Annotated in this window: 14 protein-coding genes and 1 pseudogene; 8 read left to right on the top strand and 7 right to left on the bottom strand. The window is 71.0% G+C overall.

Annotated elements, in window-relative coordinates; genetic code table 11:
* Positions 1–337: pseudogene (locus tag VFO68_RS21535) on the top strand (hypothetical protein); the annotation flags it as partial.
* Here VFO68_RS21535 and VFO68_RS21530 read toward each other — a convergent pair.
* On the bottom strand, positions 334–1,128 hold the full coding sequence (locus tag VFO68_RS21530) for an SDR family oxidoreductase (protein ID WP_325160152.1): 795 nt from the start codon (positions 1,126–1,128) through the stop codon (positions 334–336). The pseudogene VFO68_RS21535 and the gene VFO68_RS21530 sit on opposite strands and share 4 nt — an antisense overlap.
* Positions 1,129–1,304: 176 nt before the next feature.
* On the opposite strand from VFO68_RS21530, the gene VFO68_RS21525 reads away from it, so the two are divergent.
* Both VFO68_RS21525 and VFO68_RS21520 read left to right on the top strand, forming a co-directional pair.
* Entirely contained in the window at positions 1,305–2,933 is a 1,629-nt protein-coding gene (locus tag VFO68_RS21525) for an ABC-F family ATP-binding cassette domain-containing protein (protein WP_325160151.1), read from the top strand.
* A gap of 184 nt (positions 2,934–3,117) precedes the next feature.
* Positions 3,118–3,327 carry a helix-turn-helix domain-containing protein gene (locus VFO68_RS21520; protein WP_325160150.1) on the top strand — a complete coding sequence of 70 codons (210 nt, stop codon included), beginning with the start codon at positions 3,118–3,120 and terminating at the stop codon, positions 3,325–3,327.
* A 3-nt stretch (positions 3,328–3,330) separates the two neighbouring features.
* Here VFO68_RS21520 and VFO68_RS21515 read toward each other — a convergent pair whose 3' ends face one another.
* A complete protein-coding gene (locus VFO68_RS21515) occupies positions 3,331–4,608 on the bottom strand; it encodes a glycosyltransferase family 87 protein (protein ID WP_325160149.1) in 1,278 nt (425 codons plus the stop codon).
* A gap of 96 nt (positions 4,609–4,704) precedes the next feature.
* On the opposite strand from VFO68_RS21515, the gene VFO68_RS21510 reads away from it, so the two are divergent.
* Entirely contained in the window at positions 4,705–6,555 is a 1,851-nt protein-coding gene (locus VFO68_RS21510) for an ABC transporter ATP-binding protein (protein WP_414635542.1), read from the top strand.
* Positions 6,556–6,706: 151 nt separating this feature from the next.
* On the opposite strand, the gene VFO68_RS21505 is transcribed toward VFO68_RS21510, so the two are convergent.
* Genes VFO68_RS21505 through VFO68_RS21495 form a run of 3 tightly spaced genes read right to left on the bottom strand, consistent with a single transcriptional unit; the run spans position 6,707 to position 8,551 of the window.
* Positions 6,707–7,282 carry a nucleotidyltransferase family protein gene (locus VFO68_RS21505; RefSeq protein WP_325160147.1) on the bottom strand — a complete coding sequence of 192 codons (576 nt, stop codon included), beginning with the start codon at positions 7,280–7,282 and terminating at the stop codon, positions 6,707–6,709.
* Positions 7,269–7,661, bottom strand: coding sequence for a nitroreductase family deazaflavin-dependent oxidoreductase (locus VFO68_RS21500; RefSeq protein ID WP_325160146.1), 393 nt, complete (start codon positions 7,659–7,661; stop codon positions 7,269–7,271). Before VFO68_RS21500 ends, VFO68_RS21505 begins: the two co-directional genes overlap by 14 nt.
* 35 nt (positions 7,662–7,696) lie before the next feature.
* Complete coding sequence (locus VFO68_RS21495) at positions 7,697–8,551, bottom strand: SDR family oxidoreductase (RefSeq protein ID WP_325160145.1); 855 nt, start codon at positions 8,549–8,551, stop codon at positions 7,697–7,699.
* Between the two features lie 72 nt (positions 8,552–8,623).
* Here VFO68_RS21495 and VFO68_RS21490 point away from each other — a divergent pair, with 72 nt between their 5' ends.
* The 3 genes from VFO68_RS21490 (at position 8,624) to VFO68_RS21480 (ending at position 11,214) form a co-directional block, all read left to right on the top strand.
* Complete coding sequence (locus VFO68_RS21490; protein WP_325160144.1) at positions 8,624–9,346, top strand: TetR/AcrR family transcriptional regulator; 723 nt, start codon at positions 8,624–8,626, stop codon at positions 9,344–9,346.
* Positions 9,343–9,969, top strand: a complete 627-nt coding sequence (locus VFO68_RS21485; protein WP_325160143.1) for an alpha/beta hydrolase — start codon at positions 9,343–9,345, stop codon at positions 9,967–9,969. Before VFO68_RS21490 ends, VFO68_RS21485 begins: the two co-directional genes overlap by 4 nt.
* A gap of 81 nt (positions 9,970–10,050) precedes the next feature.
* Positions 10,051–11,214, top strand: a complete 1,164-nt coding sequence (locus VFO68_RS21480) for an LCP family protein (RefSeq protein WP_325160142.1) — start codon at positions 10,051–10,053, stop codon at positions 11,212–11,214.
* Here the strand turns inward: VFO68_RS21480 and VFO68_RS21475 are convergent, their stop codons facing one another.
* Positions 11,215–11,673, bottom strand: coding sequence for a peroxiredoxin (locus VFO68_RS21475; protein WP_325160141.1), 459 nt, complete (start codon positions 11,671–11,673; stop codon positions 11,215–11,217).
* Positions 11,660–12,049, bottom strand: coding sequence for a hydroxyphenylacetyl-CoA thioesterase PaaI (gene paaI / locus VFO68_RS21470; protein ID WP_325160154.1), 390 nt, complete (start codon positions 12,047–12,049; stop codon positions 11,660–11,662). Before paaI ends, VFO68_RS21475 begins: the two co-directional genes overlap by 14 nt.
* Before the next feature lie 126 nt (positions 12,050–12,175).
* Here paaI and VFO68_RS21465 point away from each other — a divergent pair.
* A partial coding sequence (locus VFO68_RS21465; RefSeq protein WP_325160140.1) for a cobalamin-dependent protein occupies positions 12,176–12,624 on the top strand: 449 nt, incomplete at its 3' end.

Here is a 12,624-nt window from a genome sequence, read left to right as displayed (position 1 = left end):
GCAGCCGCAGCCCACCCAGCCGTTGCAGGCTGAGCAGCCCGGGCAGCCCGCGCCGCCACCGGCCGCCGCGCCGGTCGCGGCCGCACCGCCCGCGAAGGTCCGCCGGGCCCCGTCCGACACGGTCCGCCTCGTGGTGGCGGCCGGCGTCGGCGCCGCCCTGCTGGCCATCGGCGGCATCGGCGGCTACTTCGCCGGCGCGGCCAGCCATGACCGTTCCGACCGGCCGGGCGTGGTCATGTTCGGCGACGGCGAGCACCGCGGTGGACCGTTCAACGGCCGGCCGGGCGCCCCGGACCGTCCGGGCGAGCTCCGCGAGCTGCCGCTGCCGGGTCGTTAACCCAGAGTGCCGGTGGCGAGCAGGCCGCCGTCGATCCGAACGGTCTCCCCGGTGATCCAGGACGCGTTGTCCGACACCAGGAAGGCCACCAGCTTGGCCACGTCCTCCGGGGTGCCCAGGCGCTTCATCGGATAGACGGCGGCCGCCTCGTCCTCGCGGTCGACGTAGAGCGCCTCGGCGAACTTGGTCTTCACGGTCGCCGGGGCGATGCCGTTCACCCGGATCTTCGGCCCGAGCTGCCAGGCCAGCTCCATGGTCAGGTGGTTCATCGCCGCCTTGCTCGCCCCGTAGAGGCCCAGCACGCCGGTGGAGCGCAGGCCGCCCACCGAGGAGATGTTGACGACGTTGCCGCCGTGCTCGGCCATCCAGCCCTTCACCGCGAGCTGCACGAAGCCCAGCGCGGCCACCACGTTGGTGTCGAAGATCTTCCGCGCGGCGGACAGGTCGGCTTCGATGAGCGATCCGTAGACCGGGTTGATCCCGGTGTTGTTGATCAGGATGTCCAGGCTGCCGAACGCGTCGATGGTGCGCCGGACGATCTCCGCCCGGTCCTCGTCCCGGCCGGCGTTGCCGGCGATGGCGAGCACCCGCGCGCCGTCGGCCTCCTTGGCCAGTTGCTCACCCGCCGCGGCGATGTCGTCCGCCTTGCGGGACATGATCGTCACGGCCGCGCCCGCGCGCACCAACTCGGCCGCGATCGCGTAGCCGATGCCTCGGCTGGCCCCGGTGACGAGTGCGGTCCGGCCGCTGAAGTCCCTGCCGCTGATGTCACGGTCCGACGTCAAAGTCATGGGCCGCACTTTAGCTAAGCGGGCGCTTAGTCGCGAGCCCTTCAAAACGCGTTGTGCGTCACCCGTAGACTGGTCGGGTGGTCGTTCGCATGGACTAGGTCGCTACCCGGCTCGCCGGCCACGGCAGGCGAGCTGCCGACCCGTGTCCACGACCAGCCACTCGGGGAGTCATCTCAGTGATCACAGCCACCGATCTCGAGTTGCGTGCCGGCTCGCGCATCCTGCTGTCCGACGCCACCCTGCGGGTGCAGCCCGGCGACCGGATCGGCCTGGTCGGACGCAACGGCGCCGGCAAGACCACCACCCTGCGGGTGCTGGCCGGCGAGGGGGAGCCCTACGGCGGGGCACTGCGCCGCACCGGCCCGCTCGGCTACCTGCCGCAGGACCCGCGCGAGGGCAACCTGGGCGTCATCGCCAAGGACCGGGTGCTCTCCGCGCGCGGCCTGGACGAGTTGCTGCGTGAGTTGGAGAAGGCGCAGGGCGCCATGGCCGAGCACGTCGACTCCGACCGCCGGGACAGCGCCGTGCGCCGCTACGGCCGCCTCGAGGAGCGGTTCGCCGCTCTCGGCGGCTACGCCGCGGAGAGCGAGGCGGCCCGGATCTGCGCCAACCTCGGGTTGGCCGACCGGGTGCTCGCCCAGTCGCTGTCGACCCTGTCCGGTGGCCAGCGCCGCCGGGTAGAGCTGGCCCGGATCCTGTTCGGCGCCGCCGAGCAGCAGGCCGGTTCCGGCGCCGGCACCGTGCTGCTGCTCGACGAGCCCACCAACCATCTCGACGCCGACTCCATCACCTGGCTGCGCGCCTTCCTCAAGGGCCACTCCGGCGGCCTGGTGGTGATCAGCCACGACGTGGACCTGCTCGCCGACGTGGTCAACAAGGTCTGGTTCCTGGACGCCATGCGCGGCGAGGTCGACGTCTACAACATGGGTTGGCAGCGCTACCTCGACGCGCGGGCCGCCGACGAGAAGCGCCGCCGCCGCGAGCGAGCCAACGCCGAGAAGAAGGCCTCGGCGCTCATGGCCCAGGCCGACAAGATGCGGGCCAAGGCCACCAAAGCGGTGGCGGCACAGAACATGGCCCGCCGGGCCGAGCGGTTGCTCTCCGGGCTCGACCAGGTCCGCCAGTCCGACAAGGTGGCCAGAATCCGGTTCCCGGAACCCGCGCCGTGCGGCCGAACTCCGTTGACCGCCGAAGGACTGAGCAAAAGCTACGGTTCTCTCGAAGTCTTTACCGGAGTGGATCTCGCCATCGACAAAGGATCCCGCGTCGTGGTGCTGGGCCTTAATGGTGCGGGAAAAACGACGCTGCTGCGGCTGCTCGGCGGGATGGAACAAGCGGACTCCGGCTCGGTGCTGCCCGGTCACGGGTTGCGGATCGGCTACTACGCCCAGGAGCACGAGACGCTCGACCACGACGCGAGTGTGTGGGCCAACGTGCGGCACGCGGCGCCGGACACCCCGGAGCAGCAACTGCGTTCCCTGCTGGGCACGTTCCTGTTCAGCGGCGAGCAGCTCGACCAGCCGGCCGGCACGCTCTCCGGCGGTGAGAAGACCAGGCTGGCGCTGGCCGGGCTGGTCTGCAGCGCGGCCAACGTGCTGCTGCTGGACGAGCCCACCAACAACCTCGACCCGGCCAGCCGGGAACGGGTGCTGGACGCGTTGCGGGGCTACGCCGGAGCCGTCGTGCTGGTGACGCACGATCCCGGTGCGGTGGAGGCACTTGAGCCCGAGCGGGTGATCCTCTTGCCGGACGGTACCGAAGATCACTGGTCGGCCGACTATCTCGAACTCGTTCAGCTGGCTTGAGAATCACCCTTACGTTGACCACCCGATCGGCGATACAAGCTGTCGTCCGACGGCCGCATTGGTGCGTCTGGGGGACGATCGAAGGGAATTTTTCGATCTCGCCTGGCGTTCCTGGCCGACCTGTTCGATCATTGCTCGGCAGGGGTTGCAAGGACCTCAGTTACAGGTTCGGAAGGCGGATGACGTGGCTGACCTGAAGAAAGGCGCGCGGATCACCGGCAACACGCGCGACAAGCTGGCCGCTGACCTGAAGAAGAAGTATGAGAAAGGCGCGAGCATTCGCGCCCTGGCCGAGTCGACCGGTCGCTCGTACGGCTTCGTGCACAGAGTGCTGTCCGAGTCCGGCGTCACGCTGCGCGGGCGTGGTGGTGCTACGCGCACCAAGAAGAAGTAGGGCTCACCTGCTTCTGCTTCGCATGTCAGTCGGGGGACCGCCGGGCGCGTGGGCTTCGGCGGTTCGATCCTCATGGCCGGGCACGGCCGAGAACCCGACCATCGCACCCAACATGGCTAGCGGGTAGATCAGGTATCCCCACCGCGTCGCTGGCGCGAGGAGGATCGCCGCGCCCAACCCGGCGGCGATCCGCAACATGGTGTCCGCCGCCGTGCGGGGCGGACGCAACACCAGCCACGCCGTGATGGCCGCTGCCGCGACGGCGAGCAGTCCGATCGCGACCAGATGACCGATCGGCCCGGTCTGCGCGATCAGATGGCCGGGCAGCGGGCTCTCCGCGGGCGAGTGTGCCTGCCCGAGCCCGGCGGGGTAGCGGATCACCTGCTCGACGAACGCGCCCGGATCCACCACCAGCACCGGCACGACCAGCACCGCCGTGCCGGCCAGCACGGTGCCCAGAAAGACGGCGAGCGCCCGGGGGCCTCGGTGGGCCAACATCGCCACCGCGAGCACCGCGAGGGCCGGCAGCGCGGTCAGCTTCATGGTGATCGCCAGGGCGCAGGCGATACCGGCGGGGACCGGGCCGGCCCGGAAGGTCAGGGCCGTCGCCAGCACGACCATCGCGATCACCGGCAGGTCGTCGCCCGCCACGGCCGCGGTGAACGCCGTCAGCGGGCTGATCACCGCCAGCTGCGCGGCGAGCACCGGAACACGCGGGCGCCCGGCCACCCGGAGGGCCAGCAGGACGACCAGCGCGCTGAACGCGAGGAACATCAGCCGGGCGTCGGTGGCCGGGCTGTCCCCGAAGACCGCGCGCGGCAGGCCGAACACGGTCATCGCCGGGCCGTAGGGCGTGTAGTCGTCCGGGTGCGGCGGCCGGCCCAGCGCGGTGAGGTCCGGGTAGGGCGTGCCGATGTCCAGCAGCAGCCGGGCCGAGCGTTCCACCACCCACACCTCGGGCTGCGCCGGGAACGACCAGGGCCACGGACCCCAGACGAAGTCGGGCGCCCGGCGCACCGCCAGGACGATCGTGGGCACGATGATCGCCAGCAGGCCGGCGACGCCGACCGGGACCCAGCGGGAGGTCAGCCGGGCCGGCCGCAGTACGAGCCGCACGGTGAGCCCGAACGCCAGCAGGTAACCCACGGTGGCGAAGTTGCCCCAGACGCGGTAGCCGTAGAACTCCGACCAGATCGCGGTCGCGCCCGCGAATGTCAGACCCACAAGGTAGAACAGGAGATCGAGCCGCAACGCTGGGTTGCGGCCGGCCGGGTCGGACATTCCCGCAGGGTAGCCAGCGCGGGAAGATCCGCGGGTCGGCGGGTGTTGTTGCCCTCGGTTGTCCGGTGAGAGGAGGGCGCCGTGGACGGATCGTGGATGTTCATGCGGGGTGCCATGAAAGCGGCCGACACGCCGAAGGCCCTGCGCAAGGGCACGGTCGCGCGGGTCTTCACCTTCGCGCGCCCGCACCACGCCAAGCTCGTGGTGTTCCTGCTGCTCACGGTGGTCTCGGCGGTCCTGGCGGTCAGCACGCCGCTGCTTGCCGGCCGGGTCGTCGACGTGATCGTCGGCGACGGCGCGGCCTCGACGGTGGTCTGGCTGGCGGTCGCCATCGCCGGGGTGGCGATCCTGGACGCCGGTCTGGGGCTCGCCGAGCGCTGGCAGTCGGCACGGATCGGTGAGGGGCTGATCTACGACCTGCGCCGGGCCGTCTTCGAGCACGTCCAGCAGATGCCGGTGGCCTTCTTCACCCGGACCCGGACCGGTGCGCTGGTGAGCCGGCTCAACAGCGATGTGATGGGCGCCCAGCGGGCGTTCACCTCGACGCTGTCCGGCCTGGTGACCAACGTCATCCAACTGGTCCTGTCGCTCGTTGTGATGATGACGCTGTCCTGGCAGGTGACCGCGCTCGCGCTGGTGTTGCTGCCGGTGTTCGTGCTGCCCGCGCGCCGGATGGGCCGGAAGATGGCCGACCTGCAGCGCGAGTCGGCCAACCTCAACGCCACGATGACCACGCAGATGACCGAGCGGTTCTCCGCGCCGGGCGCGACGCTGGTGAAGCTGTTCGGCCGGCCGCGCGCCGAGGCCGACGAGTTCGGCGGGCGGGCCGGGCGGGTGCGCGACATCGGGGTCCGCGCCGCGATGCTCACCCGGTGGTTCATGACCAGCCTGACCCTGGTCTCGGCGCTGGCCCAGGCACTGGTCTACGGGCTGGGCGGCTACCTCGCCCTGACCGGCCAGCTCGCGCCGGGAACCGTTGTGGCGCTGGCACTTCTGCTCACCCGGCTGTACACGCCGCTGACTGCGCTGGCCAACGTGCGCGTCGATGTGATGACCGCCCTGGTCTCCTTCGAGCGGGTCTTCGAGGTGCTCGACCTCAAGCCGATGATCACCGAGAAGCCGCAGGCGCGGACCGTCCCGCCGGGCGGGGTGTCGGTGGAGTTCGAGGACGTGCGGTTCAGCTATCCGGCGGCCAGCGCGGTCTCGCTCGCCTCGCTGGAGGAGGTCGCCGTACTCGACCAGCGCGGCGGCGAGGAGGTGTTGCACGGCATCAGCTTCCGCGCCGAGCCGGGACAGATGGTGGCGCTGGTCGGCCCCTCGGGTGCGGGCAAGTCGACCATCGCCAGCCTTGTTCCCCGGCTGTACGATGTGGACTCCGGCACAATCCGTCTGTCCGATGTGGACATCAGGGAAGCGTCCTTCGAGGCACTGCGCGGCACCGTCGGCGTCGTCACCCAGGACGGCCATCTCTTCCACGACACCATCCGCGCCAACCTGGCCTACGCCCGCCCGGAAGCCACCGACGAGGACATCTGGGACGCGCTGCGCCGGGCCCGGCTTCTCGATCTGGTCGGATCCCTGCCGGACCAGTTGGAAACCGTGGTCGGCGAACGCGGCTACCGCCTCTCCGGCGGCGAACGCCAACGCCTCACCATCGCCCGCCTGCTCCTCGCCCAACCCCGCGTGGTGATCCTCGACGAGGCCACCGCACACCTGGACTCCGAGTCCGAGGTGGCGGTCCAGGAAGCCCTCACCGACGCCCTCGCCGGCCGCACCGCCATCGTGATCGCCCACCGGCTGTCCACCGTCCGGGCCGCCGACCAGATCCTCGTCGTGGAGAACGGCGCCATCGTCGAGTCCGGCACCCACGACACCCTGCTGGCCGCCCAGGGCCGCTACGCCGACCTGTACACCACCCAGTTCGCCCCCCAACCCGCCGCCGCCTAGCGGGTGGTTTCCTACCGGGGGAGGTCGGCCAGCACTCGGTCCGGGCGGGTGCGGGGCTGGCCACCCGCCAGTCGGCTTCTTGGCCTTCGGCAGGTTTGGCTTGGGGTTCGGCCGGCACTGTGAAACGCGCCCTGGTCACGCGCTCCGGGGATCACGGCAGGTCGGTGGGGTGGTCCACGTCGGTGCCGCTGGCGATGTCCTCGCACGGAACGTCCCGGGTGGGGTGCCGGGCGAGGTAGGCGCGCGCCCCGGTGTCGGCGGTGGCGGTGGCGTGGACGGCCGGCCAGTGCGCGCGGCCGATCAGCACCGGGTGGCCCGGGGCGCCGTGGTAGGTGGCCCGGGCGAGGGCGTCGGCGGTGGCGAGGGCGGCGAGGCGGCGGACCGCGGCGGGGGTGACGCCGGGGGTGTCCACCGGGAGGACGACGACCGCGACAGCGTCCGAAATGGACAGAGCGTGCAGGCCCGCGCGCAGGGAGGAACCCATGCCGGTGGCCCAGTCCGGATTGTCCACAAGGGAGGATCCGGGCAGGGCGGCGCGGGCGCGGACCTCGTCTGCCGAGGCGCCGAGCACCACGACCACCGGGTCGCAGCCCGCCTCGTGCAGCACGTCGGCCGCCCGTTCCACGAACAGGCGGCCGCCGTGCCGAACGAGGGCCTTCGGCATGCCGTAGCGGCGGCCACCGCCGGCGGCCAGCAGCAGACCGGCGACCCGCTCAGGTCCGGTCAAGCACGACTACCGGGATCTCGCGGCTGGCCTTGGCCTGGTACTCGTCATAGTTCGGGAAGAGGCCGGCCATCAGCTTCCAGAGGGTGGCGCGTTCGGCGCCGGTCGCGGTGCGGGCGCGGGCCGTGAACCGTTCGGCGCCGACCTGGACCTCCACCGTCGGGTCGGCGGCCAGGTTGCGGTACCAGTTGGGATGCTCCGGGGACCCGCCGTTGGAGGCGATCACCACGTAGCGGTCGCCGTCCTGGCCGTAGTACAGCGCGGTGCGCCGCAGCTTGCCGGAGCGGCGGCCCCGGGTGGTGATCAGCAGCGCCGGCACGCCGTAGAACCGCTGGCCGGTCTCCCCGTCGGTGGCCAGGTATTCCCGCACATGCTTGGCCACCCAGCCGGTCGGGCTGTCGGTGATCTCCGTGTCGTTCAGGATTCCTCCCTGCGCAGGTCGTCGGCATGGTCGGCGGCCCATTCGGTGAGCGTGCGCCAGGGGCGGCCGGTCACCTCGCTCGCCGGCGACACCGCCGGGACGAGGGTGGCGTAGTTGTCGGGGTACCAGAGGATCATCTCATCGACGACCTCGGGCGCGATGCCGGCGGCGATCAGCTCGGCGCGGGCCTGGGCGTGGGTGATCTCCTCGAACCGGATCTCCCGGCCGAGACCCTCGCCGATCGCGGCGACCTGCTGGCGCAGGGTGAGCGCGGCCGGGCCGGTCAGCTCGTAGTGGGCGCCGGCGTGGCCGTCCTCCAACAGCGCGGCGACGGCCACGTCGGCGATGTCGGCCTCGTGGATCGGCGTGCCCCAGGCGTCGGCGTAGGCGGTGCGGACGACATCGCCCGAGCGGATCGACGGGCCCCACTGGTCCAGCTTGTTCACCGCGAACTCCCCGGGCCGCAGGATGGTCCACGCCATCCCGGACTCCTCGACGACCCGTTCCAGGCCGAGGAAGTCGGGGTCGGAGGAGCCCAGCATGACCACCCGGCCCACCCCGGCCGCGGCGGCCAGCCCGACGATCGCCTCGGTGGTGATCACGTCCTCGAACGACCGGATCTGTGGCGTGAGGTAGGCCAGCGGGAACAGGTAGAGCGCCTCGACGCCGGCCAGGGCCGGCCGCACGGTCTCCGGCGCGGCCAGGTCGCCGCCCACCACCTCCACCTCGTCCGGGAACCGGAACCGGTCCGGGGTGCGGGTCAGCGCGCGGACCTTCGCCCCGGCCCGCACCAACCCCTCGACCACGTTCCGGCCCACGTTTCCGGTCGCTCCGGTCACCAGGATCGTCATGTGCGCCCCTTACTCCGTATGCTGTACGTAGATAACCTCGTACAGCATACGGAGTTGTAGGATCGGCGCAAGATGACTGATCGAATCGATCCGGCCCGCAGCATGGCGCTGCTCTGGGGCTCCCGGGACCGGCCGAACCGCGGACCCAAGCCGGGGCTGAACGTGGACCTGATCGTGCGCACCGCGATCGGGATCGCCGACGCCGAGGGGATGGACGCGCTGTCCATGCGCCGGGTCGCCGAGGCGCTCGGCGTCGGCACGATGTCGCTGTACACCTACATCCCGGCCAAGTCCGACCTGTTCGAGCTGATGGTGGACGCCGCGATCGGCGCGCCCCCGTCGCCCGAGCCGGACGGCTGGCGGCCCTGGCTGGAGCGGTTCGCCCGGGACAGCCTCGCCGGTTACCGGCGCCACCCGTGGCTGCTGCGGGTGTCGCTGACCCGGGGGCTGATGGGGCCCAACCAGACTGCCGCCCTGGAGGCGTTCCTGCGCACGCTCTCCGGGATCGGCCTGAGCGCGGGGGAGATGATGGCCGTGGTGCAGGTGGTCGCCGGCTACGTGCGCGGGGTGGCGCAGAGCGCGGCGGAGGACGCGCAGGTGGAACGCAGCACCGGGGTCACCGACGAGCAGTGGTGGTCCGACCTCGCTCCGTTGCTGACCCGCTACGTCGAGCCGGCCGCCTTCCCCACCCTGAACCAGGTGTTCGCCTGCCCGGACTGGGTGGACCCCTTCGAGTTCGGCCTCTGCCGCCTGCTCGACGGGGTCGAGGCGCTCGTCGCGGCCCGGTCGGCATGAGGATGCCGCGACCCTGGCTGCGGGCCATGCACGCCGGTCCGGCGCGGGCCGTCGTGCTGCTGCTGCCCGGTGGGCAGGAGCACAGCAAGCGCCGGGCGCACCGATTTCGGCCGGCCTACATCCGGATGATCCCGTTCGCCCGGGACCTGGTGCGGGAAGGCCGGCCGCACGGAATCGGCGTGTGGTTGCTGCGCTACCGCTACCGGGGCTGGAACAGGCCCGACCTGGATCCGGTGGCCGACGCCCGGTGGGCGCTGGCGGAGATCCGCCGAACCCATCCGGACGCTCCGGTCCTTCTGGTCGGTCACTCGATGGGCGGCCGGGTGGCGTTCCGGGTCGCCGACGAGCCTGGAGTGGTGGCGGTCTGCGCGCTGGCGCCGTGGACCACCGCGAAGGACCACGTCGGCCAACTCGCCGGCAAGACGGTGCTGATCGCGCACGGTGAGCTGGACACGGTGACCAACCCGGCCGACTCGGCCGCCTACGCCGAGCGCGCCGCCCAGGTGACCGAGGCGGTGCGGCAGCTGGTCGTGCCGGGGGAGAACCACGCCATGATGCGCCGGCAGCGAGACAACACGCTGCTGGTCCGCCGCTTCGTGCTGGATGTTCTGACTACGGGTTAGGGTGACGGCAACCCTGCCCGGGTGTCCCACGTCCTGGTGATAAGAGCGTGGGGAGGTCGGGGAGAAATGTACGGAGAGCGGATGAGCTACGGCTACGGAGAGCAGCAACCCAGGCGAACGGGGTATGGCAGCACCCGGCGCATGGACGTGCCGCCCAGCGGACCGCCGCAGCCTGATCACTGGCAGCAACCGGGCGACTACCAGTGGAAGTCGGCCGGCGATGGGCACCGCCCGCCGCCCCCGCCCCAGCAGGGCTACGCCCCGGCGCCGCCGCGACCCCGGCGCAAGCGCCGGCTCGGCCGGACGCTGCTGATCATCTTCCTGGCCTTCCTGCTGCTGCTCGGCGGCGTGTGGCTGTACCTGGAGCTCAACCTCAACCGGGTGACCGCGCTGGGCGACTACGCCGGCCGGCCGGCCGCCGGCGCGGGTACCAACTGGCTGATCGTGGGCTCGGACAGCCGGGACGGGCTGAAGGCGGAGGACCAGGAACGGCTGGCCACCGGTGACGTCGGCGGCAAGCGCACCGACACGATGATGCTGCTGCACATCCCGGACAACGACACCAAGCCGACGCTGGTCAGCCTGCTCCGCGACTCCTACGTGGACATCCCGGGCAAGGGCAAGAACAAGCTCAACGCCGCCTACGCCTTCGGCGGCCCGCAACTGCTGGCGAAGACCGTCGAGCTGAACACCGGGCTGCGGCTGGACCACTACGTGGAGATCGGGTTCGGCGGCTTCGCCGACATGGTGGACGCGGTCGGCGGGGTGGAGATGTGCCTCAAGGAGCCGATCAAGGACGACAAGGCCGGCATCGACCTGGCCGCCGGCTGCCAGGAGCTCAACGGCCCGCAGGCCCTGGGCTACGTGCGGACCAGGGCGACGCCGCGGGCCGACCTGGACCGGGTGATCCACCAGCGGGAGTTCGTCGGCGCGCTGACCGACAAGGCGACCAGCGCCGGCACCCTGCTCAACCCGTTCAAGTCCGTTCCGCTGCTGGCCAACGCGCCGGACGCGTTCACCGTCGACGACGGCGACCACCTGCACAACCTGCCCGGCCTGGCGTTCGCGATCAGCGGGGCGGGCGACGGCAGCACGATCACCACCACCGTGCCGATGGGCGGCTCGCTGCGCACCAACGTGGGCTCGGCGATCGTCTGGGACGCCAAGAAGGCGCCCCGGCTGTTCGAGGCGCTGCGCACCGACCAGCCGGTGCCCGAGGACGTCCTGGTGGACGTGCCGAAGTAGCTAGCTCTTGTTGCGGGCGCGCAGGGCGTCCAGGGCCTTGTCGGCGTGCACGCCCATGCGCAGCTCGCTCTTGATCACTTCGAGCACCGTGCGGTCGGTGTCGATGACGAAGGTCTGCCGCCGGGTGAGCATCGGGCCGAACGAGCGGCGCACGCCGAACTGCTTGGCCACGGCGCCGTCCGGGTCGGACAGCAGCGGGAAGTCGAAGGAGTGCTTGTCGGAGAACTGCTTCTGCTTGTCCACCTGGTCCGGGCTGATGCCCACCCGGCTCGCGCCCACCTCGGCGAACTCGGCGGCCAGGTCGCGGAAATGGCAGCTCTCCGCGGTGCAGCCGGTGGTCATCGCCGCCGGGTAGAAGAACAGCACCAGCGGGCCGTCCGCGAGCAGTTCGGACAGCTTGCGGGTGGTTCCGGTCTCGTCCGGCAGCGCGAAGTCGGGCGCCTGGTCACCGGCCTTCATCGGGCCTCCTTTGTGTGGTCATGCGGCTGCGGCCGCGAAACTCCGCGACGATCTCCTCGCCGCGCAAGACGGTGACGTCGTAGACCCCGCTGCGCCCGAACCGGACCCGCTCGCTGGCGCGCGCCTCGAGGACGTCGCCGCGCTTGACCGGAGCCACGAACGTGATGTCCGCGCCGGCGGCCAGGGTGACCGGTCCGTGGCCGTTGCAGGCGCAGGCGAAGGCCGAGTCGGCGAGCAGGAACAGGTATCCGCCGTGGGCCACGTCATGGCCGTTGATCATGTCGTCGCGCACGGTCATCCGGACGACCGCGCTGCCCGGCGCGGCCGTCACCAGTTCCATCCCGAGCGACCGGGAGGCGACGTCCTCGGCCCACATCACACGTACGGGTTCAGGGATCACCAAGGCTCCATCGATACCATGAAAGGGCCGCCATATTCTCACAGCGGAGAGTTTGGCCACACAGTGGTTGTATCTCCGATAGTAGGAAGTCAAACTATTTCCATGGCAAGCGCAGAGCTGCACCGCCCTGTCCATCCGGTTCGGTTCGTCACCGCCGCCAGCCTGTTCGACGGGCACGACGCGGCGATCAACATCATGCGCCGGATCCTGCAGACCCAGGGCGCCGAGGTGATCCACCTCGGGCACAACCGGTCGGTCCGGGAGGTCGTGCAGGCCGCCATCCAGGAGGACGTCCAGGGCGTGGCGATCAGCGCCTACCAGGGCGGCCACGTCGAGTACTTCACCTACCTGGTGGAACTGCTGGCCGAACACGGCGCGGGGCACGTCAAGGTGTTCGGCGGCGGGGGCGGTGTGATCGTGCCTGCCGAAATCGACGAGCTCGAGCGTTACGGCGTCGCGCGTATCTTCTCGCCGCAGGACGGACAGCGGCTCGGGTTGCAGGGCATGATCAACGAGATCGTCGCAGCCTGCGACGTCGATCTCGGCCGATC

The sequence above is a fragment of the Actinophytocola sp. genome, from assembly GCF_035712165.1.
In the GTDB taxonomy this organism is placed as follows: domain Bacteria; phylum Actinomycetota; class Actinomycetes; order Mycobacteriales; family Pseudonocardiaceae; genus DASYTH01.
The sequence above is the reverse complement of the archived record's forward strand: the minus strand, read 5'-3'. Positions and strand labels throughout refer to the sequence as shown.